The sequence below is a fragment of the Candidatus Dadabacteria bacterium genome (genome assembly GCA_026708565.1).
GTDB lineage: Bacteria > Desulfobacterota_D > UBA1144 > Nemesobacterales > Mycalebacteriaceae > Mycalebacterium.
In genome coordinates this window covers 20,142-41,499 of sequence record JAPOUR010000036.1, presented here as the reverse complement: position 1 = coordinate 41,499, position 21,358 = coordinate 20,142, and the positions used below count along the sequence as shown (strand labels likewise).

Annotated in this window: 40 protein-coding genes; 37 read left to right on the top strand and 3 right to left on the bottom strand. The window is 55.0% G+C overall.

Annotation, left to right across the window (positions count from 1 at the left end):
* Positions 1-31: 31 nt before the first annotated feature.
* The 33 genes from rpsJ to pdxH are packed head-to-tail and all read left to right on the top strand — an operon-like array spanning position 32 to position 17,553.
* Complete coding sequence (gene rpsJ / locus OXF42_04910; protein MCY4047434.1) at positions 32-346, top strand: 30S ribosomal protein S10; 315 nt, start codon at positions 32-34, stop codon at positions 344-346.
* Between the two features lie 13 nt (positions 347-359).
* Entirely contained in the window at positions 360-986 is a 627-nt protein-coding gene (gene rplC / locus OXF42_04905) for a 50S ribosomal protein L3 (protein MCY4047433.1), read from the top strand.
* Positions 973-1,602, top strand: a complete 630-nt coding sequence (gene rplD, locus OXF42_04900) for a 50S ribosomal protein L4 (GenBank protein MCY4047432.1) — start codon at positions 973-975, stop codon at positions 1,600-1,602. The genes rplC and rplD overlap by 14 nt, the downstream gene beginning before the upstream one ends.
* Entirely contained in the window at positions 1,599-1,886 is a 288-nt protein-coding gene (gene rplW, locus OXF42_04895) for a 50S ribosomal protein L23 (GenBank protein ID MCY4047431.1), read from the top strand. Before rplD ends, rplW begins: the two co-directional genes overlap by 4 nt.
* Entirely contained in the window at positions 1,886-2,728 is an 843-nt protein-coding gene (gene rplB / locus OXF42_04890) for a 50S ribosomal protein L2 (protein MCY4047430.1), read from the top strand. The genes rplW and rplB overlap by 1 nt, the downstream gene beginning before the upstream one ends.
* A gap of 6 nt (positions 2,729-2,734) precedes the next feature.
* Positions 2,735-3,022: a 30S ribosomal protein S19 gene (rpsS, locus tag OXF42_04885; protein ID MCY4047429.1), complete on the top strand. Its 288-nt coding sequence runs from the start codon at positions 2,735-2,737 to the stop codon at positions 3,020-3,022.
* 5 nt (positions 3,023-3,027) lie between these two features.
* Positions 3,028-3,366 carry a 50S ribosomal protein L22 gene (rplV, locus tag OXF42_04880; protein MCY4047428.1) on the top strand — a complete coding sequence of 113 codons (339 nt, stop codon included), beginning with the start codon at positions 3,028-3,030 and terminating at the stop codon, positions 3,364-3,366.
* A gap of 2 nt (positions 3,367-3,368) precedes the next feature.
* Positions 3,369-4,022, top strand: a complete 654-nt coding sequence (gene rpsC / locus OXF42_04875) for a 30S ribosomal protein S3 (GenBank protein ID MCY4047427.1) — start codon at positions 3,369-3,371, stop codon at positions 4,020-4,022.
* Positions 4,023-4,032: 10 nt separating this feature from the next.
* The gene (rplP, locus tag OXF42_04870; GenBank protein ID MCY4047426.1) at positions 4,033-4,452 is read left to right on the top strand and encodes a 50S ribosomal protein L16; all 420 of its coding nucleotides are present in this window, start codon (positions 4,033-4,035) and stop codon (positions 4,450-4,452) included.
* The gene (gene rpmC, locus OXF42_04865) at positions 4,452-4,682 is read left to right on the top strand and encodes a 50S ribosomal protein L29 (protein ID MCY4047425.1); all 231 of its coding nucleotides are present in this window, start codon (positions 4,452-4,454) and stop codon (positions 4,680-4,682) included. Before rplP ends, rpmC begins: the two co-directional genes overlap by 1 nt.
* Positions 4,675-4,971, top strand: a complete 297-nt coding sequence (rpsQ, locus tag OXF42_04860) for a 30S ribosomal protein S17 (GenBank protein ID MCY4047424.1) — start codon at positions 4,675-4,677, stop codon at positions 4,969-4,971. The genes rpmC and rpsQ overlap by 8 nt, the downstream gene beginning before the upstream one ends.
* Positions 4,968-5,336: a 50S ribosomal protein L14 gene (gene rplN, locus OXF42_04855; protein ID MCY4047423.1), complete on the top strand. Its 369-nt coding sequence runs from the start codon at positions 4,968-4,970 to the stop codon at positions 5,334-5,336. Before rpsQ ends, rplN begins: the two co-directional genes overlap by 4 nt.
* Before the next feature lie 2 nt (positions 5,337-5,338).
* A complete protein-coding gene (gene rplX, locus OXF42_04850) occupies positions 5,339-5,656 on the top strand; it encodes a 50S ribosomal protein L24 (GenBank protein MCY4047422.1) in 318 nt (105 codons plus the stop codon).
* Entirely contained in the window at positions 5,653-6,222 is a 570-nt protein-coding gene (gene rplE / locus OXF42_04845) for a 50S ribosomal protein L5 (protein MCY4047421.1), read from the top strand. The genes rplX and rplE overlap by 4 nt, the downstream gene beginning before the upstream one ends.
* Positions 6,223-6,225: 3 nt before the next feature.
* On the top strand, positions 6,226-6,411 hold the full coding sequence (locus OXF42_04840) for a type Z 30S ribosomal protein S14 (protein MCY4047420.1): 186 nt from the start codon (positions 6,226-6,228) through the stop codon (positions 6,409-6,411).
* A gap of 17 nt (positions 6,412-6,428) precedes the next feature.
* Positions 6,429-6,824 carry a 30S ribosomal protein S8 gene (gene rpsH, locus OXF42_04835; GenBank protein ID MCY4047419.1) on the top strand — a complete coding sequence of 132 codons (396 nt, stop codon included), beginning with the start codon at positions 6,429-6,431 and terminating at the stop codon, positions 6,822-6,824.
* 8 nt (positions 6,825-6,832) lie between these two features.
* Positions 6,833-7,387: a 50S ribosomal protein L6 gene (gene rplF, locus OXF42_04830; GenBank protein MCY4047418.1), complete on the top strand. Its 555-nt coding sequence runs from the start codon at positions 6,833-6,835 to the stop codon at positions 7,385-7,387.
* Positions 7,384-7,749, top strand: coding sequence for a 50S ribosomal protein L18 (gene rplR, locus OXF42_04825; GenBank protein ID MCY4047417.1), 366 nt, complete (start codon positions 7,384-7,386; stop codon positions 7,747-7,749). Before rplF ends, rplR begins: the two co-directional genes overlap by 4 nt.
* Positions 7,739-8,293: a 30S ribosomal protein S5 gene (gene rpsE, locus OXF42_04820; protein ID MCY4047416.1), complete on the top strand. Its 555-nt coding sequence runs from the start codon at positions 7,739-7,741 to the stop codon at positions 8,291-8,293. The genes rplR and rpsE overlap by 11 nt, the downstream gene beginning before the upstream one ends.
* 14 nt (positions 8,294-8,307) lie before the next feature.
* Positions 8,308-8,739: a 50S ribosomal protein L15 gene (gene rplO / locus OXF42_04815; protein MCY4047415.1), complete on the top strand. Its 432-nt coding sequence runs from the start codon at positions 8,308-8,310 to the stop codon at positions 8,737-8,739.
* Positions 8,736-10,043, top strand: a complete 1,308-nt coding sequence (gene secY, locus OXF42_04810; GenBank protein ID MCY4047414.1) for a preprotein translocase subunit SecY — start codon at positions 8,736-8,738, stop codon at positions 10,041-10,043. Before rplO ends, secY begins: the two co-directional genes overlap by 4 nt.
* A gap of 14 nt (positions 10,044-10,057) precedes the next feature.
* Positions 10,058-10,633 (top strand): adenylate kinase, encoded by a 576-nt coding sequence (locus OXF42_04805; GenBank protein MCY4047413.1) that lies wholly within the window; start codon positions 10,058-10,060, stop codon positions 10,631-10,633.
* Entirely contained in the window at positions 10,630-11,391 is a 762-nt protein-coding gene (map, locus tag OXF42_04800) for a type I methionyl aminopeptidase (protein ID MCY4047412.1), read from the top strand. The genes OXF42_04805 and map overlap by 4 nt, the downstream gene beginning before the upstream one ends.
* A 24-nt stretch (positions 11,392-11,415) precedes the next feature.
* On the top strand, positions 11,416-11,658 hold the full coding sequence (gene infA, locus OXF42_04795) for a translation initiation factor IF-1 (protein ID MCY4047411.1): 243 nt from the start codon (positions 11,416-11,418) through the stop codon (positions 11,656-11,658).
* A complete protein-coding gene (gene rpmJ / locus OXF42_04790; GenBank protein MCY4047410.1) occupies positions 11,655-11,768 on the top strand; it encodes a 50S ribosomal protein L36 in 114 nt (37 codons plus the stop codon). The genes infA and rpmJ overlap by 4 nt, the downstream gene beginning before the upstream one ends.
* A 4-nt stretch (positions 11,769-11,772) precedes the next feature.
* Positions 11,773-12,153, top strand: coding sequence for a 30S ribosomal protein S13 (gene rpsM / locus OXF42_04785; protein MCY4047409.1), 381 nt, complete (start codon positions 11,773-11,775; stop codon positions 12,151-12,153).
* Positions 12,154-12,162: 9 nt separating this feature from the next.
* On the top strand, positions 12,163-12,546 hold the full coding sequence (rpsK, locus tag OXF42_04780; protein MCY4047408.1) for a 30S ribosomal protein S11: 384 nt from the start codon (positions 12,163-12,165) through the stop codon (positions 12,544-12,546).
* 13 nt (positions 12,547-12,559) lie between these two features.
* Positions 12,560-13,192, top strand: a complete 633-nt coding sequence (gene rpsD / locus OXF42_04775; protein MCY4047407.1) for a 30S ribosomal protein S4 — start codon at positions 12,560-12,562, stop codon at positions 13,190-13,192.
* A 42-nt stretch (positions 13,193-13,234) separates the two neighbouring features.
* Positions 13,235-14,260, top strand: a complete 1,026-nt coding sequence (locus OXF42_04770) for a DNA-directed RNA polymerase subunit alpha (GenBank protein ID MCY4047406.1) — start codon at positions 13,235-13,237, stop codon at positions 14,258-14,260.
* Positions 14,261-14,296: 36 nt separating this feature from the next.
* Positions 14,297-14,950, top strand: a complete 654-nt coding sequence (gene rplQ, locus OXF42_04765) for a 50S ribosomal protein L17 (GenBank protein ID MCY4047405.1) — start codon at positions 14,297-14,299, stop codon at positions 14,948-14,950.
* Between the two features lie 17 nt (positions 14,951-14,967).
* Positions 14,968-15,993: an LLM class flavin-dependent oxidoreductase gene (locus OXF42_04760; GenBank protein ID MCY4047404.1), complete on the top strand. Its 1,026-nt coding sequence runs from the start codon at positions 14,968-14,970 to the stop codon at positions 15,991-15,993.
* Between the two features lie 47 nt (positions 15,994-16,040).
* Positions 16,041-16,925, top strand: a complete 885-nt coding sequence (locus OXF42_04755) for a TIGR01777 family oxidoreductase (GenBank protein ID MCY4047403.1) — start codon at positions 16,041-16,043, stop codon at positions 16,923-16,925.
* Complete coding sequence (pdxH, locus tag OXF42_04750; protein MCY4047402.1) at positions 16,870-17,553, top strand: pyridoxamine 5'-phosphate oxidase; 684 nt, start codon at positions 16,870-16,872, stop codon at positions 17,551-17,553. The genes OXF42_04755 and pdxH overlap by 56 nt, the downstream gene beginning before the upstream one ends.
* On the opposite strand, the gene metF is transcribed toward pdxH, so the two are convergent.
* Together metF and OXF42_04740 are read right to left on the bottom strand one after the other, a co-directional pair.
* Positions 17,554-18,429, bottom strand: a complete 876-nt coding sequence (gene metF, locus OXF42_04745) for a methylenetetrahydrofolate reductase [NAD(P)H] (GenBank protein ID MCY4047401.1) — start codon at positions 18,427-18,429, stop codon at positions 17,554-17,556.
* Complete coding sequence (locus tag OXF42_04740) at positions 18,426-19,592, bottom strand: MFS transporter (GenBank protein MCY4047400.1); 1,167 nt, start codon at positions 19,590-19,592, stop codon at positions 18,426-18,428. Before OXF42_04740 ends, metF begins: the two co-directional genes overlap by 4 nt.
* Positions 19,593-19,799: 207 nt before the next feature.
* Between OXF42_04740 and OXF42_04735 the strand changes: the two genes are divergently transcribed.
* From OXF42_04735 to OXF42_04725, 3 genes are all read left to right on the top strand, one after another.
* Positions 19,800-20,042, top strand: a complete 243-nt coding sequence (locus OXF42_04735) for a CopG family transcriptional regulator (GenBank protein MCY4047399.1) — start codon at positions 19,800-19,802, stop codon at positions 20,040-20,042.
* Positions 20,029-20,301, top strand: coding sequence for a type II toxin-antitoxin system RelE/ParE family toxin (locus OXF42_04730; GenBank protein MCY4047398.1), 273 nt, complete (start codon positions 20,029-20,031; stop codon positions 20,299-20,301). Before OXF42_04735 ends, OXF42_04730 begins: the two co-directional genes overlap by 14 nt.
* 178 nt (positions 20,302-20,479) lie before the next feature.
* On the top strand, positions 20,480-20,626 hold the full coding sequence (locus OXF42_04725) for a plasmid stabilization protein (protein MCY4047397.1): 147 nt from the start codon (positions 20,480-20,482) through the stop codon (positions 20,624-20,626).
* Between the two features lie 84 nt (positions 20,627-20,710).
* Here OXF42_04725 and OXF42_04720 read toward each other — a convergent pair whose 3' ends face one another.
* On the bottom strand, positions 20,711-20,956 hold the full coding sequence (locus tag OXF42_04720; GenBank protein ID MCY4047396.1) for a type II toxin-antitoxin system prevent-host-death family antitoxin: 246 nt from the start codon (positions 20,954-20,956) through the stop codon (positions 20,711-20,713).
* Between the two features lie 220 nt (positions 20,957-21,176).
* On the opposite strand from OXF42_04720, the gene OXF42_04715 reads away from it, so the two are divergent.
* The gene (locus OXF42_04715) at positions 21,177-21,320 is read left to right on the top strand and encodes a hypothetical protein (GenBank protein MCY4047395.1); all 144 of its coding nucleotides are present in this window, start codon (positions 21,177-21,179) and stop codon (positions 21,318-21,320) included.
* Positions 21,321-21,358: the final 38 nt, after the last annotated feature.

Sequence of the window (21,358 nt, the reverse complement as noted above, 5' to 3'; positions counted from 1 at the left end):
GTTACGGGGATTATTGAGTGAACGTTAAGCCATGAACCTTGCCTCAAAAATACGGATAAAGATCAAGTCGTTTGATCATCGTCTTCTTGACAAGTCGGCGTTTGAGATAGCGGAAACGGCAAAGCGCACCGGGGCGCGCATATCGGGTCCCCTGCCGCTTCCCACCCGCATACGCAGATTCTGCGTTCTCAGGTCTCCGCATGTGAACAAGAATTCAAGGGAGCATTTTGAGATAAGGACTCACAAGCGGCTGGTTTACATCCTTGAGCCCAACAACCAGACGGTTGACGAACTTATGAAACTGGATTTGGCGTCCGGTGTTGATGTGGATATAAAACTGACTTGACGGAGCAACGGCAATGATAGGCGGACTTATGGGAAAGAAACTGGCAATGACCCAACTGTTTGAGGGCGGCTCCGTGCTTGTGCCCGTAACGTTGCTTGAGGTAGGCCCCTGTTATGTGGTTCGCAAGGATGACGGCTCTTCCTCGGCGCAGATAGGATACGAAGAGGATTTTTCCCCGACAAAAGCGGCGGCGGGGCACTGCGCGGCGGCGGGTCTTCCGGCAATGAAAAGAATAGTTGAGACCGGTTGTGATGACAGCGTAAAACCCGGAGACATCTTCACCGCGGGCATCTTCAAGGAAGGCGACAAGGTGGACGTCATAGGGACGGGCAAAGGAAAGGGGTTTACGGGAGCAATGAAAAGGCACGGATTTTCCGGACAGCCCGCATCACACGGCGGCAAGGCGCACAGGAGGCCCGGCTCAATCGGGCAGGCGTCATACCCGGCGCGAGTATGGAAGGGAATCAAGATGGCGGGAAGGTCCGGCGGAGGCCGCATTACCTCTCAGGGCTTGAGGGTGGTTTCGGTTGATGCGGAGAAAAACCTCGTGGCGGTGAAAGGCTCTGTTCCGGGTCCGCGCGGCGCGGGTGTGTTTATAAGATATTCGGTCAAGGGGGGCGGTCAGCGTGCCGACGGTTGAAGTTTACGACATTGCCGGAAACAAATCCGGTTCGCTTGAGTTGATGAGCGAGGTTTTTGAGTCTCCCGTCAGGGAGGACCTCATGCAGGTTGTCGTCAGGTGGCAACTGGCGGCGGCGAGAAGCGGCACCGCCTCAACCAAGACCCGCAGCGAAGTTAGGGGCGGCGGCTCCAAGCCGTGGAGGCAGAAGCATTCCGGACGCGCCCGGCACGGTTCAATACGTTCGCCCATTTGGAGAAAGGGCGGGGTTACATTCGGGCCCAAGCCCAAAGACTGGTCTTTCAATGTTCCGCGCAAAGTCAGAAAACAGGCGCTCAGGTCGGCGCTTTCGGCTCGCCTCGGAGACGGGGGCATAAAGGTTGTTCAGGAATTGAGCCTTCCGGAGATAAAGACGCGGCAGGTTGCCGATATGCTTTCCGCATTCGGCGTTACCGGCGCCCTTTTTATAGACGTTCCGGGGGCGGACTGGGAGAATTTTGCGAAGTCGGCAAACAACATTCCCGGAGTGAAGATGCTTTCGGCGTCCGGCGTCAATGTTTACGACACGCTTGGGTTTGAATCCCTGATACTTACCGTTGAGGCGGTCAAATCGGTGCAGGAGGCGCTTGTCCATTGAACAGCGCGCACAGCATACTCAAAGCGCCGGTTGTTACGGAGAAGAGTTTTTCCCTCCGTGATAAGGGGTGGTATGTGTTTTCCGTTGACGAGAGGTCAAAGAAACACCAGATCAAGGACGCCGTTGAGAAAGTGTTCGGCGTGAAAGTGGGCGGGGTGCGAACCTCCACGATGCCCGGCAAGACGGTCAAACGCGCGGGGCGTCTTGCGGGAAGAAGGCCCGGCATCAAGAAGGCGTATGTGAAAGTGGTTGAGGGAACCATAGAAATTTTTGAGGGACTGTAATGGGAATAAGAAAGTTTAACCCCACATCTCCGGGAACGCGTTTCAGAACGGGAGAGGATTTCTCGGAAGTTACCTCGTCCTCTCCGCACAAGCCGCTTACATCTCCGTCTCCCCGCAAGGCGGGCAGAGGGGCGGGCGGCAGAATATCGTCCTACAATCGCGGCGGCGGGCACAAAAGGCGTTACAGAATGGTGGACTTCAAAAGGAACAAGGCGGGAGTTCCCGGCACGGTCGCGACCATAGAATACGACCCCCACAGGTCTGCGAGGATAGCCCTTGTGCACTATGCGGACGGGGAGAAGAGATACATCATCGCCTGTGAGGGGCTTTCTGTGGGCGATACCGTTTTCTCCGGAGGGCAGCCGGAGGTTTCGCCGGGCAACTCTCTGAAATTGAAAGACATTCCCACGGGCGTTTTTGTGCACAATGTTGAACTTCGTCCGGGCGGCGGGGCAAAGATAGCCCGCTCGGCGGGCAGTTCCGTGCAGGTAACCGCCAAAGAGGGAAGCCACGCCCTCCTCAAACTTCCCTCCGGTGAGATACGAATGGTGGGAATTGAGTGCATGGCGACCGTGGGCAGGGTGGGCAATTCCGAGCATGAACTTGTGAGCATGGGCAAGGCGGGAAGAAACAGGCACAGGGGCAGGAGGCCGAATGTAAGGGGAGTGGCAATGAATCCGGTTGACCATCCGCACGGCGGCGGAGAGGGCAAGGCAACCAAAGGAAACCCTCATCCGGTTTCCCCGTGGGGCTGGATAACCATCGGATACAAGACAAGGCGGAACAAGAGAACGGACAAATACATAGTAAGGCCCAGAAGGGTCGGCTACGGGATGGACTGACAGGAAATGGCGGAAAAAACGAAAAAACAGCCCTTTGTTCATGAGAAACTTCTGAAGAAGGTCATGGCGGTGAAAGGAGCGGCGGGAAAGAGCGATGTTTACATCAAAACATGGTCGCGCTCATCAATGGTAATACCGGAGATGATAGGGCTGACCATAGCGGTTCACAACGGCAAGAGGTTTATCCCCGTCTCCGTCAACGAGCACATGATAGGGCACAAACTGGGAGAGTTTTCTCCGACAAGAAATTTTCACGGGCATGCGGGCGGTGACAAAAAGTCCAAGATGGGGTAGATGAAATGGTTTCGCGTTCAGTTTTAAGACACTTCAGAATATCGCCTTACAAGGTTCGCCTTGTTCTCCCTCTCATAAAGGGCAAGGGCGTTGAAGAGGCGTTCAGCATTCTCCACCTGACACACAAGAGGTCTGCGCCGGTGATTGCGAAATTGCTTAAGTCTGCGGTGGCAAATGCGTCTGAAAAGGGCTACCCTGAACCGGACGAGTTGTATGTGAAAGAGGCGTTTGCCGATGAGGGCGTTGTGCTCAAAAGGGTCAGAGCGAGAGCAATGGGCAGGGCTTTTCAGCGCAAGAAAAGGTCAAGCCACATCACCATAGTGCTTGAGAGGAAGGGACTGTAATCATGGGTCAGAAAGTAAATCCGATAGGGGTGAGAATAGGCATTACCCGCACGTGGCATTCCAAATGGTATGCCGAGAAGGCGGATTTTACCGCCATGTTGGGCGAGGACGTGAGAATACGAAGATTTCTGAAAAAGGATTTTTATCAGGCGGGAATCTCCAAAATTGAGATAGAGCGGGTTATCAGGAAGAAGGTCAGGGTGGTCATTCACGCCTTGCGTCCCGGAATTGTCATAGGGCGCAACGGTCAGGAGATAGAGAAAATAAGGAGAGACCTTCAGAAACAGACGGGCAAGGAGATTGTCGTGGACATCAAGGAGGTGCGTCGTTCGGAAACCGACGCCCAGATGGTGGCGGAGAATGTCGCCCTTCAGATAGAACGCAGAGTTGCCTACAAGAGAGCGATGAAACAGGCGATTGCGTCCGCCATGAGGACGGGCGCGCTGGGAATAAAGATAATGGCTTCCGGGCGGCTTGCGGGCGCGGAGATTGCCAGAAGAGAGTGGTATAAGGAAGGCAGTGTTCCGCTGGCAAAACTCAGGGCGGACATTGACTACGGCTTTGCCGAGGCAAAAACCAAATACGGGATCATCGGCATCAAGACATGGATATTCAAGGGAGATGTCATAGAGAAGAGGGCTGCCCCGCCGACTTGAGGAAAACCGTATGCTTCAACCTAAAAAGACAAAATACCGCAAGGCGCGCAAGGGGCGCATAAGGGGGGTTGCGAGCCGGGGGACTGACATTGACTTCGGGCGGTTCGGTCTCCGGACTCTTGAAAACGGGCGGCTGACCTCAAGGCAGATAGAGTCCGCAAGGATCGCCATAACGCGCCATGTGAGAAGGGGGGCGAAACTGTGGATAAGGATTTTCCCGGACAAGCCCGTTACCAAAAAGCCCGCCGAAACAAGAATGGGGAAGGGCAAGGGCGATGTGGCGGAATACGTGGCTCCGATACGGCGCGGGCAGATACTTTACGAGTTAAGCGGAGTTCCCTCGCCTCTTGCAAAGGAGGCGTTCCGGCTTGCGTCCCACAAACTGCCCGTGAAAACCCGCGCGGTTGAGCGGAGCGAGGAGATTGTATAATGGCTGAAAAACCGGCTAAACTCAGAGAACTTACCACGGGCGACCTGAACAGGAAGGAGCGCGAACTTATGTCCTCTCTTTTCAATCTCCGTATGCGGGTTGCCACCAAACAGACAGCCTCGTTTGCGCGGATAAAGTCTCTCCGGCGGGACATTGCCAGAGTAAAGACCGTGAGGCGGGAGATTGAAAGCCGGGGCGGACAGGAGCAGGTGAAGGAAGAAAATGGCTGACAGAAACGAAAAAAGAGGGCGGCTGACCTCGTTTGTGGGGACGGTTGTGAGGAGCAGCGGCGACAAGACGGCGGTTGTGGATGTGATAACCACAAAGAAGCATGTTGTTTACAACAGGTCAATCAGCAGGCGGGTGCGCTACATCGTTCACGACAGCAAAAACCAGTGCGCGGCGGGCGACAAGGCGCTTATATACGCCTCAAAGCCCATAAGCAAAACCAAGAGGTGGCGGGTCGGCAAAATTGTTGAGAAAGCCCCCGCAGTTTCCGGAGAGGGAGCGGAAAGGTGATTCAGTCCAGTTCATATCTGGAGTCTGCGGACAATACGGGCGCCAAGAGACTTTACTGTATCAAGGTTCTCGGCGGCTCGCGCAGAAGGTTTGCGCGGCTGGGCGATGTGGTTGTGGTTTCCGTAAAGGAGGCGATGCCCAACTCAAAGGTGTCAAAGGGTGATGTGTGCAAGGCGGTCGTGGTGCGCGTTACCAAGGAGAGCAGGCGACCGGACGGAACCTACGTGCGCTTTGACAGCAACGCCGCAGTGATCATCAATGAAGACAAAGAGCCCATTGGCACAAGGGTTTTCGGACCCATCGCGCGCGAGCTCAGGTTCAAAGGATTTATGAAGATAATCTCTCTTGCTCCGGAGGTGGTTTGACGGTGTCGGTGAAATATCACATCAGGAAGGGCGACGAAGTCATCGTGCTCACCGGCAGAGAGAAGGGCAAAACCGGCACTGTTTCCCGTGTGCTTACGGAAAAGGGAAGGGCGATAGTGGAGAAACTCAACATGGTCAAACGCAACACGCGCCCCACACGCGACAATCCGTCCGGCGGCATAGTTGACAAGGAGGCGAGCCTGCACTTGTCAAACCTGATGCTTTATGACTCAAAAGAGGCGACTCCCTTCAAAGCCGGACACAGAATTGAAGACGGCAAAAAGGTCAGAGTGAACAGAAAGACGGGCAAACAGATATGACATCCGCGCAACCGAGAATGAAAAAAATATTCAATGAGCGGGTAATCCCCGCCATTATGGAGAAGAGTTCCTACTCCAATCCCATGAAAGTTCCGCGCCTTGAGCGCATAGTTCTCAACATGGGGCTGGGTCGCCTCAGCGAGGCGGGGCGCAACAAGTCCGTCATTGACGATGCGGTCGCCGAACTTGCGCTTATCGCCGGGCAGAAGCCCGCCGTGAAAATGAGCAGGAAATCCATAGCCGGTTTCAAACTCCGCGACGGCATGCCAATCGGTTGCGCCGTTACCCTGAGGGGGACGATGATGTATGAGTTTTTTGACCGCCTTGTCAATCTCGCCCTTCCGAGAGTGAGGGATTTCAAGGGGGTGAGCGTCTCCTCGTTTGACGGCAACGGCAATTACACGCTCGGAATAAGAGAGCACATCATATTTCCGGAAATTGACTACAGCAAGGTTGCGAGGGTGAAGGGGCTCAACATCACTTTTGTTACGACTGCGGACGATGATGCGGAGGCAAGAATGCTTCTTGAGGAGATGGGTGTGCCTTTTGCAAAAGGAGGAGTGTGAGAAATGGCAAGAAAAGCGCTTTGGGAAAGATCTTTAAGGAAGCCGAAATACCCGGTGAGGAAAGTTAACCGGTGCTCGCTCTGCGGGAGGCCGAGGGGTTTTATAAGGCAGTTCGGCATCTGCCGCCTCTGCTTCCGCGAACTTGCGAGCCGCGGAGAAATTGTGGGAGTCAGAAAAGCCAGTTTCTAAACGGCGGGAAGGAAGATATGACGGATCCTATAGCGGACATGCTTTCAAGAATCAGGAACGCGCTGATGGTCGGCCACGAAGATGTGGCGATTCCTCACTCCGGCATCAAGTTGGAGATATGCAGGGTTCTAAAGGACGAGGGCTATGTGGAAGGCTTCAGTATCTCCGAGGGGGACGGCCCCAAAAGGGATATAGTTGTAGCCCTCAAATACTCTCCCGAAGGGGCGCCTGCCATAAGGGAAATCAAAAGAGTGAGCAAGCCCAGCGTCAGGGTTTACATAGGCAGGGGTGAAATTCCCCGTGTTGTTACGGGCATTGGAACGGCTATACTTTCCACCTCAAAAGGGATAATGACGGGACGGAGCGCCAGAATCGTCGGCATAGGCGGCGAGGTTCTCTGCACTGTGGTCTGAGTTGAATTATGTCAAGGATAGGAAACAAACCGATACCTGTTCCCGACAAGGTGGAGATCGCCCAGTCGGGAGACACCCTTAAGGTCAAGGGTCCCCGCGGCGAACTTGAGGTTGCTGTTGCGGGCGGGCTGAATGTTGAAGTGGCGGACGGATTTGTGACTGTTAAAGCGGAGCAGTCCGGCAAGGGTGTCAAGGCGTCGCACGGCCTTGTGAGGATGCTTATAGCAAACTCCATTCAGGGTGTTACGGAGGGATTTGCCAGAACACTTGAAATTGTGGGAACCGGATACAAGGCGGAACTGGCGGGCAAAGACGCTCTTAAGATGTCTCTCGGCTATTCCCACCCGATAGAGTTTCCTCTTCCCGAAGGCGTTAAAGCCACGGTTGAGGCGCGGGGGACCCGGCTCACTCTGGAGGGAATTGACAAGCAGGTGATAGGCGAGACGGCGGCGAACATAAGGAAACTTCGCGCTCCGGACTCCTACAAGGGCAAAGGGGTGAGGTTTTCCACCGAGCGCATACGGCTCAAACCCGGCAAGTCAGGCGGAGCGGCAAAGGGATGAAGAAAAGCAGAAAAGATCTGAGAAACAGCAGGCACAGAAGGATACGGAGGAAAATCTCCGGAACCGCGTCCGTGCCCCGGTTGTGCGTTTTCAAGTCGTCAAGGCACATATATGCGCAAATTGTTGACGATGTGGCGGGAAGCACTCTGTTTGCGGCTTCCTCACTCACTCCGGAGATAAGAAAAAACATCTCCGGTGATGACTCCAAGATTGACCAGGCAAGGGCCGTGGGCGAGTATCTGGGGGGCGTGTCAGTTGCGGGCGGCCTCAAAAAAGTGGTGTTTGACAGGGGCGGCTATCCGTTTCACGGAAGGGTGAAATCTCTTGCGGGCGGCCTCAGGGAGAAGGGACTTGAGTTCTAATAAAAACGCAACCGGTTACACAAATCCGCGGTATGTTGACTCCGCCGGGCTTGAGCTGGAAGAAAAGGTTGTTGACATCCGGCGCGTGGCGAAGGTTACCAAGGGCGGAAAGCGGTTTCACTTCACCGCGATGGTGGTTGTCGGCAACGGAAGCGGTGTTGTGGGCTACGGGCTTGGCAAATCAAACGAGGTTCCGGGCGCCATCAAGAAAGGGGCGGACAAAGCCCGCAAAAACCTCATACAAGTTCCCCTTAAGGGTTCCACCATACCGCATGAGGTTTGTTGTGAAAGTTCATCAAGCCGTGTTGTGCTTCTGCCCGCCGCTCCCGGAACGGGCGTTATTTCGGGCGGCGCCGTGCGCGCCGTGGCAGACCTTGCGGGCATTCACGACATCCTTTCCAAGGTTGTGGGCTCAAGAAATCCGCTCAATGTAGTGGCGGCGGTTATGAAGGCTCTTTCCCTCCTTTCCCCGCCGGAGGCCGTTGCGCTCACGCGGCACAAAGAGGTCTCCGACCTTGACCTTCCGCCCTATTACAGGATTTAGAGGTTTTATCCGCAATGCTTGACAGATTTCCAAAACCGGCGGGTTCGGCAAAATCGCGCCAGAGAGTGGGCCGGGGGGCCGGTTCAAAGGGCAAGACTTCCGGGCGCGGACAGAAAGGGCAGGGCTCCAGATCGGGGAGAGGGGTGTCGCGCTGGTTTGAAGGCGGACAGACCCCGCTCAAGATGAGGATTCCCAAGAGAGGGTTCAAAAACAGGTTCAGGAAGGTTTACGACACGGTCAACCTGAGCGCGCTGGAGCGTTTTGAGGACGGCTCCACAGTTGACCGCGCGGCGCTTGTTGAAAGCGGGCTGGTGAGCGGAAAAAATCCGGTAAAAATTCTGGGCGGCGGAGCCGTTGAAAAAAAACTGACTCTGAGAGTTGACGCCGCAACCGGCTCATCCGTTGAAAAGATAGAGAAGTCCGGCGGCAAGGTGGAGTTTGTATGAGTTCGCCCTCTTCGGGAACCTCCGGAATCTCCGAGCTGAACAAAAGGCTGCTCATCACCTTATTTATACTGCTGATTTACAGGCTCGGGGTTTTTATCCCGGTCCCGGGCATTTCCCCGGCCGAAATATCCCGGCTGTTTGAGCGCACGAGCGGGACCGTTTTTGACCTGTTCAACGCATTCTCCGGCGGCGCGCTTGAGCAGGCGTCAATCTTCGCCCTCGGAGTAATTCCCTACATAACCGCCTCCATTCTCATGTCTCTGATGGTTAAGGCGATTCCCTCGCTTGAGGCTCTCCAGAAGGAGGAAGGGCAGGCGGGAAGAAGGAAAATCAACCAGTATTCCCGCTATCTTACTGTTCCCATATCGGTGATTCAGGCGACCGTGTTTACCCTCGCCCTTGAGTCCGGCGCGTCCGGAGAGGCGGGGCTGGCGTTCCGCCTTACCACCATTCTTACCCTGACTTCGGGCTCCATGCTTGTCATGTGGCTGGGAGAGCAGATATCCGAAAAGGGCATTGGAAACGGCGTCTCCCTGATAATCACCATGTCCATACTCGCCGGAATTCCGTCCGCGCTGTTCAACATGGGGCGGCTTGTGAGCGCGGGTGATATAACGGTGCTGGGCATGGGGCTCATACTTGCCTTTCTCATCCTTGTGATGGGGGTCATCGTGTTTGTTGAGACCGCTTCAAGAAAGATACCCATTCAGCATCCGCGAAAAGTTGTCGGCAGAAAGATGATTGAAGGGCAGTCCACCCACCTTCCGCTGAAGATAAACCCGTCCGGAGTTATCCCTCCCATTTTCGCCTCCTCACTGCTCATCTTTCCCGCGACCATCATGGTTGTGACGGACAGCCCCTTTGTCCGGATGATTTCCGAGGGCGTTGTCCAGAATCCGTTTTTCTACAACACCATTTTCGCGGTTCTCATAGTGTTTTTCTCTTTCTTTTATACGGGCATCGTTTACGACCCGGCGGACCTTTCGGACAACATAAAAAACAGCGGCGCAAACATTCCCGGCATAAGGCCCGGAGTGAAAACGGCGGACTACATAGGCTCCATTCTGAACCGGATAACGCTCATCGGCTCAATTTATCTTGTGGCCGTATGCGTTCTTCCCAGTTTTCTTCAGAGAGACCCGTTCAACCTGCCCTTTTACTTCGGGGGCACTTCGCTTCTGATTATCATCGGTGTAACACTTGATTTCATGCAACGTGTTCAGTCTTTTGTGATAACCCGGAATTACGAGTCTTTCTCCACTCCGGGCGCCCCCCGCCCGCCGCGCAGGAGGAGAAGGTTCTAAAACCTGAGGTGTCAATCATGAATTTGATTATATTCGGACCCCCCGGAGCGGGGAAGGGAACTCAGGCGGAGTTCATCTCCGCATCTTTCGGAGTGGCGCACATATCCACCGGAGATATGCTCAGGGAAGCCGTGAAGAATGAGACCGAAACGGGCCTTCTTGCGAAAAGTTATATGGATGCGGGCAAACTCGTTCCCGACGAGGTGGTCATAGAGATAATAAGACAGAAGATAGAGAACCTCGGCGGCGCGGGTTTTCTTCTGGACGGTTTTCCCAGAACCGCCGAACAGGCGCGCGCTCTGGACGGCATGCTTGAGAGCCGCCGCGAAGCCATAGACGCGGTTTTGTCTCTTGAGGTGGACGAGGAGGAAATTGTAAAACGGCTTCTGCTCAGGGCGGAAACAGAGGGCAGGGCGGATGACAACGAGGCCGTCATAAGGGAAAGAATGAATGTTTACCGGCGGCAGACTTTGCCGCTTGCCGAATACTACGGTAACAGGGGCGTCTTCCGCGCCATAGACGGAACCGGGACGATTGACGAGGTTAGGGGGAGGATACATTCTGAAGTATCCCCGCCGGAAAAGGCATGACGGTTGCGGAGATAAAAGAGAAGTTTGAGGGCATGAGGACGGTGTGCTCCGTTGTGGCGGAGGTTCTTGAAAAACTCAGCGGGGCCGCCCGTGAAGGCGTGTCCACATGGGAACTCAACCGTGTGGCGGAACAAGTGGCGGACAGGCGGTCGGCAAGGCCCGCATTCAAGGGTTACATGGATTTCCCGTGCTCAATATGCGTATCGGTGAACGATGAGGTGGTGCACGGCATACCGTCAAAAGACAGGGTGCTTTGCGAGGGCGACATAGTGGGAGTGGATTTCGGCGCCTACAAAGCCGGGTTTTACGGCGACTCCGCCGTAACCATTCCCGTGGGCGCGGTTACCCCCGCAAAAGAGCGTCTGCTGGAAATTGCGCGGCGGTCGCTTGAGCGCGGCATAGAGAAAGCCGCCCCCGGCGCGCGGCTCTACGAAGTGTCCGAAACCATACAGAAATATGTTGAAAGCAAAGGGTTTTCAGTGGTAAGGGCGTTTGTGGGGCACGGCATAGGAAGGGAACTTCACGAGAAGCCGCAAGTGCCCAATTTTGTTCCGCCCGGCGGCGCAAGCGGGGGTCCTGTTTTGCGTCCGGGCATGGCTCTTGCCATAGAACCGATGGTGAATGAAGGCTCGGCGGAGATAAAAACTTTGCCCGATAAGTGGACTGTTGTTACAAGTGATGGTAAAATGTCCGCTCATTTTGAGCACACGGTGGCGATAACTGAGAACGGCCCCGAGGTGCTCACGGGGTTTAACTGATGAGGAGCGCGGACGCGGAGGCGTATGTCAAAGAACGAAACGGTTGAGTTTGAAGGAACGGTGGTTGAGGCGCTTCCCAACGCCATGTTCAGGGTTGAGATGGAGAACGGTTCAAGGGTTCTTGCCTATGTTTCAGGTAAAATGAGAAGAACAAGGTCAAGGTTTGTGAGGATAGTCCCCGGGGACAAGGTGAAGATAGAGATGTCTCCCTACGACCTGTCAAGGGGGAGAATCACATACAGGATGAAGCCGGAGAGAGTAAATTGAAAGTAAGGTCGTCGGTAAAGAAGATTTGCAACAAGTGCAGGATTATCAAGCGCAGGGGCGTAGTGAGGGTGATTTGCTCAAACAAACGCTGCAAGCAGAGGCAGGGATAACATTATGCCGAGAATAGCCGGTGTTGACATACCCCTTGAGAAGAGAGTTGAGTTTGCCTTGACCTACATATACGGCATAGGCAGAGCCACGGCCTCGGGCATAGTGGGCGCTTTGAACATAGACTCCGCCAAACGGTCAAAAGACCTCAGTGAGAAAGAGGTGGCGGACATACGGCAATACATAGAGCGCAACTGCGTTGTTGAGGGAGACCTCAGGAAAGATGTGCAGATGAACATCAAACGCTTGGTTGAGATAGGGTGCTACAGGGGCATAAGGCATCGCACCGGTCTTCCGGTGCGCGGGCAGAAAACCAAGGCGAACGCGAGAACAAGGAAAGGCCCGCGGGGCACGGCGATAGCGAAGAAGAAAAAGGCGGGCAAGTAACGGCGAATCATGGCAACCAAGGGATCAAAAAAGAAGATAAAGAGGTCTGTTGACGAGGGCGTCGTGCACATACACGCCACCTTCAGCAACACCGTTATCACCGTGTCCCACCCTCAGGGCGATGTTATTGCGTGGTCAAGCGGCGGAGCCAGAGGATTCAGGGGCACAAGGAAGGGAACTCCGTTCGCCGCTCAGGTGGCGGCCGAGGATGTGGCAAAGAGGGCAATGGGTTCCGGAATGAAATCCGCGCGGGTGTATGTCAAGGGGCCGGGTCCGGGGCGTGAAGCCGCCATAAGGTCAATTCAGGCGGCGGGTCTCAGGGTGTCTTCCATCAGGGACGTAACGCCCATACCGCACAACGGGTGCAGGCCGCGCGGCAGAAGAAGAGTGTGAGGCGGAAAGTATAATGGCAAGATACACGGGTCCGGTTTGCAAAATTTGCAGGAGAGAGGGAGAGAAGCTGTTTCTCAAAGGCGAGAGGTGCTCAACCCCCAAGTGCGCCGTTGAGAGGAAGCCCTATCCTCCCGGCTTGCAGGGCAAGAGGATACGCAGAAGGAGCACTGAATACGGGTTGCGGTTGAGGGAGAAGCAGAAAGCCAGAGGCATATACGGAGTGACCGAGCGCCAGTTCAAAATTTATTTCAGAGAGGCGGTAAGAACCAAGGGGGTTACCGGTTCGCTTCTTCTCTCCCTGATTGAGACGCGCCTTGACAATGTGGTGTTTCGTCTGGGTTTTGCGTCTTCGCGCAATGAGGCGCGCCAGCTTGTCAATCTGGGGCATGTGTCCGTTGACGGCGCGCGCGTTGACGTGCCTTCATGCAGGGTGAAGGCGGGCAATGTTGTTGAGGTGCGGGAAGCAAGCAGGAAGATGCCGGGCATCAACCGCTCTCTGGGGCTGTCGGAGAAAAAGAGCCTTCCCGGGTGGCTCGCTCTGGAAAGGGAAAAATACAGGGGGAAGGTGGTAAGGACTCCGCAAAGGGAGGACATTCAGGTTCCCATCAGTGAGAACCTGATTGTTGAGTTTTATTCAAGGGTGTAGTCGCACGGCCCCTTTTGAATGATTAAATAGGAGGAAGCAAGTTTGAAAGATTTTCAGAGCAACTGGACAACACTCGTAAGGCCGAAAAAGGTCGTCAAGGACGAAAAGACCGTGACGCCTTTTTATTCAAAGTTCAACTTTGAGCCTCTTGAGAGGGGCTACGGCGTTACGGTCGGAAATGCGATGAGGAGGGTTCTGCTCTCCTCCCTTCAGGGACCCGCCATTACGGCGGTGAAGATAGGGGGCGTTCTTCACGAATTTTCCTCCATCTCCGGTGTTGCCGAAGATGTTTCGGAGATACTGATGAACTTCAAAGGGGTCAACTTCAAGGCGAACACGCCGGATATGCAGGTTTTGGAACTGTCTTTTCAGGGTCCCGGCGAGATCAAAGCCTCGGACATCCAATCAACAAACAATATGCAGGTTCTGAACGGCGACCATTACATAGCGACCGTTTCAACCAAGACCAAAGTTGAGATGAGTCTGGTGGTTGAGACCGGCAGGGGCTACCAGCCGGTTGAAGAGAGAGAGGCCCCGCGCTCAATGGGAGAGGAATACCTTCCGGTGGACGCCTTTTTCTCGCCGGTGACCAAGGTGAACTACTCCATAAAGAACGCCCGCGTCGGGAGGAAGACCGACTATGAAAATCTCGTGCTTGAGATATGGACAAAGGGCTCCGTGGTTCCCGAAGACGCGCTGGCGTATGCGGCGAAGATTATCACTCACCAACTCAAGCGGTTTATAAACTTCAGCGACCAGGGGGTTGATCAGGAAGAGAGCGAGGAGACCTATACGATAAAAGGGGACGAGGAAATTCTGTTCACTCCGCTTGACGAGGTGGACTTCTCCGTCCGCTCCCTTAACTGCCTGACCAGCGCCAATATGGAGTATGTCGGAGACCTTGTTCAAAAGAGTGAGAGCGAGTTGCTTAACCTGCCCAGTTTTGGCAAGAGCTCCCTTGAGGATGTGCTCAAGAAACTGAAGACCCTCTCGCCGCAGATGTCTCTTGATATGAATATCAATCAGGAGATATACAACCGGGTCAAAGAGAGCAGGGCAAAACCCTGAGCGCCGGAGTGTTTGTGTTTTCGGGAAGTTTGAGCGATGAGAAACAGAAGGCTGGGAAGAAAACTTGGCGTAAAGACCAAGCACAGAAAGGCGATGTTCCGCAACATGGCAACGGAGCTTTTCAGGCACGGCGGCATACAAACCACTGACGCCAGAGCCAAAGAACTGAAGCGCGTTGCGGACAAGATAATCACCCTTGCAAAGAACAGCGCCGGAGAGGACGCGCCGGACGGGGGGCTTTCCTATAAAAGGCGCATCTTCGGCTACATAAACGACAAGGAAGTGGCAAGAAAGGTGTTCACTGAAATTGCCGGAATGCACAAAGAGCGTCCCGGCGGATACTCAAGGATAGTCCGCCTCGGATTTCGCAGGGGAGACCGGACGCCCGTTTCGCGTATAGAACTTGTAACCGAGGAATACAAGCCGTCCTCAAAAAAGAAGACGCAAAAGAAATCAAACCTGCCGTTGCCGCCTTCTCCGGAAGATGAGGCGAAAAAGGAGAAAGAGGAGGCGTTGCCCGAAACCGATTCCGCCGTAACGGAGGAAAACGCGCCGAAAACGCCTCCCGAACCTTCCGCAGCCGCGCCGGAGAGCGCGGGCGAATCTCCCGATGCTCCCGCCGAAGCCGCGCCGGAGAAACAGGCCGAAGCCGCCGCCGAACCTGAACCGGAGACGAAACCGGAAAACTGAACCGGTTTTCTCCCGCAATGAAGGCGGCCCCGCTCGGATTGATAGTTGACTCCCACTCCCTTGACGGGATAGTGGAGGTTTCAAGATTGGCCGAAGCGGCGGGTTTTCATTCCGTTTGGGCGACGGAACTTTACAGAACGGCGTTTCAGCAGCTTGCGGCGATAGCCCCGCGCACATCAACAATCAAACTCGGCACTGCCGTCTCTCTGGCGTTTGCGAGGAGTCCCCTGATAACCGCCGTGAGCGCCATGGACGTGGACGAGGCGTCCGGCGGGCGGCTCATTTTAGGGCTCGGCTCCGGAGCCCGGCGCACAAACGAGATGTGGCACGGCCAGCCTCACGGCAAACCCGTTGCCAGAATCAGGGAGTGCGTTGACATAGTAAGGCGGGTGATTTCCGTCTCGCACACGGGGGAAGACGTGGTTTACGGGGGAGAGCATTACGACATCAATATGAAGGGTTTCAGGAGGCCGTTTGCGCCGGTCCGCCGGTCCGTCCCGGTGTTCCTCGCCGCGGTGGGGGAGAACATGGCGCGCGCGGCGGGACAGTCTGCGGACGGCTACATAGGACACATAGTCTGTTCAAGGAAATACATTGAAGAAAGTGTGCTTCCCTCCCTTCGGGACGGGCTTGCTCGGTCCGGACGGGAGCGGAGTGATTTTTGTGTCTCTTCCATATTCATTTGCGCGGTCTGCGGCGCGGACGACCTGCCGGAAGTCCGCAGAGCGGCAAAAGCAACTGTCGCGTTTTACGCCACGGTAAAGACATACTGGAAACCCTTCATTCTGCACGGCTTCACGGAGCAGATTCAGAAGATACGGGACGCCTACTTCAAAGGGGATGTTGACGGCATGGTGGAAAATGTGAGCGATGACATGCTTGAGACCTTCGCCGTTGTCGGCCCCACAGACCTGTGCAGAAAGAAAATTGAGAGTTGCGCCGACTTTCTTGACCTGCCGATCTTAAGCGCCCCCCACTACTTTCTTGACCCCGACCAGGTCGCCATGTATCAGAACAGAATAGTTGAGGCGTTTGGTTCCTGAGGCCGCCGGGTTGTTTTTTCCCGCTCCGTCAAACACTATTTTATACCGTGAAAGTTTTAATATCCGGTTCAAGCGGTCTTATCGGCTCCGCTCTTGCCGCCTCCCTTGAGGCGGACGGCCACGGCGTTGTGCGTCTCAGGCGGTCCCGCCGCGCCGGGGGGGCTTTCTTTGACGCCGCCCCCGGTGACTTTGAAGGCGCGGACGCCGCCGTGAATCTGTGCGGACTTGGAATAATGCGCAGGTGGACGGCCGCCGCAAAGAAAGAGATTGAGCGAAGCAGGGTTGAAAGCGCGGAGTTTTTCGCCGACATGTTTTCAGGTCTTTCCCGTCCGCCGAAGGTGTTTCTCTGCGCTTCCGCAACGGGGTTTTACGGAAGCAGGGGCGATGAGTTGCTCACGGAGGAAAGCGCCGCCGGGGAGGGCTTTCTTGCCGATGTCGCCCGCCGGTGGGAGGATGCGGCGGACTGCGCCGCATCTCCGGCAACAAGGGTCGCCCGCCTCCGGTTCGGGGTTGTCCTCTCAAACCGCGCCGCCATGCTCCGCGCGGCAAGGGCCGTTTTTTCCCTCGGTCTCGGCGCGAAAGCGGGAGACGGAAGCGCGTGGTTCAGTTGGATATCCCTTGCCGATGCGGTCAGGGCGATGCGGTTTTTGATTAACAACGGCGGGATTTCGGGCTCCGTGAATATCGTTTCACCTTCTCCCGTCCAAAGCGGGGATTTCTCCCGAACCGTTGGCAGCGTGCTGAAGCGCCCCGTTTTCTTTACTGTTCCGAAGCGGGTAATAAAACTCGTTCTGGGTGAAATGGGTGAAGAGATTATCCTCGGCGGCGCGAAGGTTGTTCCCCAAAAACTGATAAAGGCGGGTTTCCGCTTTGAAGATGAAGACCTTGAAACGTTTCTCCGTTCGGAGATTGGAGGCGGGCGGCGTGGGTAGGACGGACAGGCAATACACGCTTATGAGGCTTGACGAACAGACGGTCTCGCCCGACCCGTTCAAGCAGTTTTCCCTGTGGTATGAGGAAGCCGTCAAGTCCGGCGTTGACCTTCCAAATGCGTTTGCGCTTTCCACGGTTTCGGACGGCGGGAAGCCGTCTTGCAGGATGCTTCTTCTCAAAGAGGCGGACGGGCGCGGGTTTGTCTTTTACACCAATTCAATGAGCAGAAAGGGCTTGGAGATGGCGGAAAATTCGCGCGTTTCGGCGTGTTTTTTCTGGAGTGCCTTTGAGAGGCAGGTGAGAATAGAGGGCGCGGTTGGGGAGGTTTCTGAAAAGGAGGCTGATGATTATTTTGCGTCAAGGCCCCGCGCGAGTCAGTTGGGGGCGTGGGCGTCTCCGCAGGGGAGGGTTGTGAGCGACAGGGGGGAACTGGAGGAAAGTTTCAGGAGTTGCGAAGACCGTTTTAGCGGCTTGCCGCAGATTCCCCGCCCCCCGCACTGGAAGGGATACAGAATAACGCCGTCCGTGTTTGAGTTCTGGCAGGGAAGGGAAAACCGCATGCACGACAGAATTCGCCACCGTTTGGACAAAAACGGCCGCTGGATAATTGAGCGCCTTGCCCCCTGACTACAGCCCCAGCCGTTTCAGAACCGATTTCACATGAGACGCCCTGTTCAGGACGTAAAAATGTATGCCCGGCGCTCCCGCCTTGAGCAGTTCCTCCGCCTGCCGCGCGCAGACGTCCACTCCCACCCCGGCGGGGTCGCCGCCTTTGCTCTCGCACCGCTCAAGCCGTTTCATAATATCGGGCGGCACGGAACTCCCGCACATTGAGGTTATTTTCACAACCTGACGGCTTGAGAGTATGGGCATCAGTCCGGGCACAATCGGGGTTTGCACACCCGCGCCGCGCGCCATGTCCAAAAAATCAAAGTAGCGCGAGTTGTCGTAAAACAGTTGGGTGATAACGGCGTCCGCCCCCGCGCGGACTTTTTGCGCCAGATTTTCCATGTCTTTTTCCATTGATTCGGCTTCAACATGCTTTTCCGGATACCCGGCGACTGCAACGCCGAAACGCCCGCCGTTTTGTTTTTCAAATCTTCTGATGTGCTCCACAAGTTCGTTTGCGTGCCCGTATCCGCCCTCCGCCGCAACAAACTGTTTCCCGGCGGGCGGGTCGCCCCGAAGCGCGACTATATTTTCAATTCCGCGCTCTCCGAGATCCGTCAAAATCCCGTCTATTTCCGCTCCCGAAGAGCCCACGCAAGTAAGATGGCTCGCGGTCTCAACGCCCATGCTTTTAATGCGGGACGCTATCTCAAAACTGCCCTCCCGTGTCGTTCCCATCGCCCCGTAGGTAACGGAGATAAACGCCGGGCGCATCTCCGCAAGTTCCTCAAGCGTCCGCATCAGTTTGCTTTTTCCCTCCGGGGTTTTGGGAGGAAAAATTTCAAACGATATAACCGGCTTTGAGCCGTCCCTGTAAAGTTCCCCGAAGGTCATGTCCGCTCCGTTCCCCCGCCCGCGCGGGGCGCTTTGGGAATGCCGACAGCCGCCCACGCGACAACGAGCGCAAGGCATGCCATAAGCGCCGCCCTCGCGCCGGCGGCGTAGAAAACCCCGCCCGCCAGACTTCCCGCAAACGCCCCCAGAAAGGTTGAAAGGTTAAGAAACCCCGCCGCGCTTCCCCGTGATTCGCCCGGAGTCGCCTGAGTGAGAAACGCCGGAAGCAGCGGCTGAAATATGGAGTGTCCGAGAAAAAACATCGCGCCCGCGACTATCATGCCCGTTTTGCTGCCGCCGAAAGCAATGGTCGCCACTCCCGCCGCAAGCAGGGCAAACGCCGCCATGCCGGGGATGTTCATCGTTTTCCGCCTCTCCATCGCCTTGAGGAAGGGGTAGGAGAGAACCGCCGAGGGGAGAAGGACAATAAGATACGCCTTCCAAATCCGCGATATGTCGCCGCCCGCGTCCTGCCAGTTGAGCGGATAGACAAACAGAAATATGTTGAGCGCGGTGGAAAGTATGAATGCGCTTGCCATAATTTTCCGGATGTCCGCCTTGCGGAGGGCGGATAGAAGACCGACAGTTTTTCCCGTTTCCGGTTGCCCTTTTGCGCCGGGGAACAAGAGAATCGTTGTCGCCATTGCCGCCGCGCCCATTGCCGCGAGGATGTAAAAGACGGTTTCAAATCCAAGCCAAGCCGCCACTGCGGGACCTGCGGCTGTGGCGGCGATAAACGCCGCCCCGATGATAATGCCCACCGCCGCAAAAGACTGTCCGCGCACTTCGGGCCTTGTGAAGTCTCCAAGCGCGGCAATGGCGACTGAGCCGACCGCTCCGCTTCCTTGAATGGCTCTTGCCGCTATCAGTTCCCATATACTGTCCGCAAGGCCGCACGCAACGCTGCCCGCGCAAAAGAGGACAAGCCCGGCGATGATGACGGGTTTTCTGCCGAAGCGGTCGCTTGCCCGCCCGAAGGGGATTTGTAATACGGCTTGAGTGAGCGCGTATATGCCGAAGGCAATGCCCGCGAGGAAGTGGGATGAGCCCGGATAGAGCAGGGCGTAGGAACTGAAAACGGGCAGGATTAGGAAGATGCCCAAAAGCCGGGCGGCGAGTATTGTTCCGATTATTCCGGTTGCTCTGATTTCGGTGGGGTTCATTGTGGGTGGTTGCGCCTCTTGAGGGGTTAGTTTATCACGGAAACCGGAGGCGGTTTCGCCGCCCATTTGCGGCGGTCAGTCCGTGTTTGTCTGTATCCGTCCGTGTTCGGGGGCGGCAGAGCCGCCTACCTGTCATTCCGTGCTGCGACAAGGAATCCAGAGGGGGTGGGGTTTGACACTACACAGGCACGGAGATACATTGCTGAAATGATGCGGAAGGCAACTGAAACACACAAGACGACAGTTTATCTTGAGGAGAAGGTCGCCCGCGCGGTTCGCAAGAAGGCGACCGGGACTGACACTTCCGTTTCATCCCTCGTAAATCAGGCGCTTAAACTTTCTCTTGCGGAAGATGCGGAAGACTATGCGGACATTGAAAAACGCAAAAGCGAGCCGGATATTCCGTTTGATGAAGTTGTGGCGAGACTGAAGAAAAGTGGGAAGATATAAACTCTCCTTCAAGCCGTCTGCAGAAAAGGAGTTGCTTTCAGTCGGCGACAAGAGAACCAGACAGCAAATCATAAGCAAAATTGCGCTTCTTTCCGGCAATCCAAGAATGGCGGGAGTGGAAAAGATGGCGGGCGGCGGAAAGGGTGTGAAAAATTACAGAATAAGACAGGGCGATTACAGGATTATCTATTCAATAGATGACAGGGAAGACACAATCAGAATAATCAAGATTGGACACAGAAAAGAAGTGTATAGGTGAGAGTTGGGTTGAATAGAGAGTCTCTTCCGAAAGAGAGATGTCTTTGCCCGTCATTCCGTGCTACGACACGGAATCCAGAGGGGTGGGGCGGGGTTTGCAGTCCGGTTGTAGGGGGTATCATTCCATTATTCTGACTACGAAACGCAAATCTTGTAAGTTGCCTGATGGTTCTCCGAAGGTGGCAAAGCCGGAGGACGGTCTTCTTATGGGAGACGCTCTTGCAATGATATGGGGAGAGGTCGGCTTAACTGATGATGAATTCACCGCATTGAAACAGGAGATCGCAAAGAACAAAAAACTTGCTGAGCCGATGAGGTTTGAATGATTCTCCGGCGGACAATCACAAAAAGCGGTTCTCGCCGTTTCCGTTAAGCGAAAGCAGTTCGGGAACTGTGCGTATCAAGGAGTATCAACCGTCTTCCCTGTTAACCACAAACCCTTTCTCCGCATTTCCCTCATCCGTAACCGGGGAAACTACGTTGCCAAGTATCTTAATTCTGCCTTTGCCTCTGCCGAAGAAGGGACCCTTGCTTTCTTGCCCCGCCCGAAACGGAACTAACTTTGACACAGGTTTGCCATTTTTGGTTATCACGCCTTCTTCACTCCTTTCTGCTGTTTCACTATACATTTTGACTATGGTCGTGTCTATGGTCATCTTCCGCTATTGTTTGCCTCCCGTCATTCCGTGCTGCGGCACGGATCCAGAAAGAAACTTGACAACCTCATTGTGAGTGTGTAAAGTGCGAGGTTAATCTTTTGTCGGCTACTGTTGTGTGGCAGGTAAAAGTGAATAAAGACGGAGAGGGCGTCGGGGAAGCCTCGCCTCTCCTTTAATAAGGAGGTATAAAATTTATGGAAAATGAAAGGATTGTGGATTGAAAATAGACATCCGCATCATCAACATCAACATTCAAGTTGGCGAAGTAGAAAAGCCAACAAAATGGCAGAAAGTCATTAAAACTATGAAAGAAGCCATTAAAGCAATTTTGCAAATAATAGACATCTTTATGGGAGTATAAAGGTGATGAAAAAAGCCCTGCCACTCGGCGGGGCTTTT

What these genes read in the sequence shown, in the direction of transcription:
- rpsJ (MCY4047434.1), top strand. Translation starts at nt 32, where the DNA reads ATGAACCTTGCCTCAAAAATACGGATAAAGATCAAGTCGTTTGATCAT.
- rplC (MCY4047433.1), top strand. Translation starts at nt 360, where the DNA reads ATGATAGGCGGACTTATGGGAAAGAAACTGGCAATGACCCAACTGTTT.
- rplB (MCY4047430.1), top strand. Translation starts at nt 1,886, where the DNA reads ATGGGAATAAGAAAGTTTAACCCCACATCTCCGGGAACGCGTTTCAGA.
- rpsS (MCY4047429.1), top strand. Translation starts at nt 2,735, where the DNA reads ATGGCGGAAAAAACGAAAAAACAGCCCTTTGTTCATGAGAAACTTCTG.
- rplV (MCY4047428.1), top strand. Translation starts at nt 3,028, where the DNA reads ATGGTTTCGCGTTCAGTTTTAAGACACTTCAGAATATCGCCTTACAAG.
- rpsC (MCY4047427.1), top strand. Translation starts at nt 3,369, where the DNA reads ATGGGTCAGAAAGTAAATCCGATAGGGGTGAGAATAGGCATTACCCGC.
- rplP (MCY4047426.1), top strand. Translation starts at nt 4,033, where the DNA reads ATGCTTCAACCTAAAAAGACAAAATACCGCAAGGCGCGCAAGGGGCGC.
- rpmC (MCY4047425.1), top strand. Translation starts at nt 4,452, where the DNA reads ATGGCTGAAAAACCGGCTAAACTCAGAGAACTTACCACGGGCGACCTG.
- rpsQ (MCY4047424.1), top strand. Translation starts at nt 4,675, where the DNA reads ATGGCTGACAGAAACGAAAAAAGAGGGCGGCTGACCTCGTTTGTGGGG.
- rplE (MCY4047421.1), top strand. Translation starts at nt 5,653, where the DNA reads ATGACATCCGCGCAACCGAGAATGAAAAAAATATTCAATGAGCGGGTA.
- OXF42_04840 (MCY4047420.1), top strand. Translation starts at nt 6,226, where the DNA reads ATGGCAAGAAAAGCGCTTTGGGAAAGATCTTTAAGGAAGCCGAAATAC.
- rpsH (MCY4047419.1), top strand. Translation starts at nt 6,429, where the DNA reads ATGACGGATCCTATAGCGGACATGCTTTCAAGAATCAGGAACGCGCTG.
- rplF (MCY4047418.1), top strand. Translation starts at nt 6,833, where the DNA reads ATGTCAAGGATAGGAAACAAACCGATACCTGTTCCCGACAAGGTGGAG.
- rplR (MCY4047417.1), top strand. Translation starts at nt 7,384, where the DNA reads ATGAAGAAAAGCAGAAAAGATCTGAGAAACAGCAGGCACAGAAGGATA.
- rplO (MCY4047415.1), top strand. Translation starts at nt 8,308, where the DNA reads ATGCTTGACAGATTTCCAAAACCGGCGGGTTCGGCAAAATCGCGCCAG.
- secY (MCY4047414.1), top strand. Translation starts at nt 8,736, where the DNA reads ATGAGTTCGCCCTCTTCGGGAACCTCCGGAATCTCCGAGCTGAACAAA.
- map (MCY4047412.1), top strand. Translation starts at nt 10,630, where the DNA reads ATGACGGTTGCGGAGATAAAAGAGAAGTTTGAGGGCATGAGGACGGTG.
- infA (MCY4047411.1), top strand. Translation starts at nt 11,416, where the DNA reads ATGTCAAAGAACGAAACGGTTGAGTTTGAAGGAACGGTGGTTGAGGCG.
- rpsM (MCY4047409.1), top strand. Translation starts at nt 11,773, where the DNA reads ATGCCGAGAATAGCCGGTGTTGACATACCCCTTGAGAAGAGAGTTGAG.
- rpsK (MCY4047408.1), top strand. Translation starts at nt 12,163, where the DNA reads ATGGCAACCAAGGGATCAAAAAAGAAGATAAAGAGGTCTGTTGACGAG.
- rpsD (MCY4047407.1), top strand. Translation starts at nt 12,560, where the DNA reads ATGGCAAGATACACGGGTCCGGTTTGCAAAATTTGCAGGAGAGAGGGA.
- rplQ (MCY4047405.1), top strand. Translation starts at nt 14,297, where the DNA reads ATGAGAAACAGAAGGCTGGGAAGAAAACTTGGCGTAAAGACCAAGCAC.
- OXF42_04760 (MCY4047404.1), top strand. Translation starts at nt 14,968, where the DNA reads ATGAAGGCGGCCCCGCTCGGATTGATAGTTGACTCCCACTCCCTTGAC.
- pdxH (MCY4047402.1), top strand. Translation starts at nt 16,870, where the DNA reads ATGAAGACCTTGAAACGTTTCTCCGTTCGGAGATTGGAGGCGGGCGGC.
- metF (MCY4047401.1), bottom strand. Translation starts at nt 18,429, where the DNA reads ATGACCTTCGGGGAACTTTACAGGGACGGCTCAAAGCCGGTTATATCG.
- OXF42_04740 (MCY4047400.1), bottom strand. Translation starts at nt 19,592, where the DNA reads ATGAACCCCACCGAAATCAGAGCAACCGGAATAATCGGAACAATACTC.
- OXF42_04735 (MCY4047399.1), top strand. Translation starts at nt 19,800, where the DNA reads ATGATGCGGAAGGCAACTGAAACACACAAGACGACAGTTTATCTTGAG.
- OXF42_04720 (MCY4047396.1), bottom strand. Translation starts at nt 20,956, where the DNA reads ATGACCATAGACACGACCATAGTCAAAATGTATAGTGAAACAGCAGAA.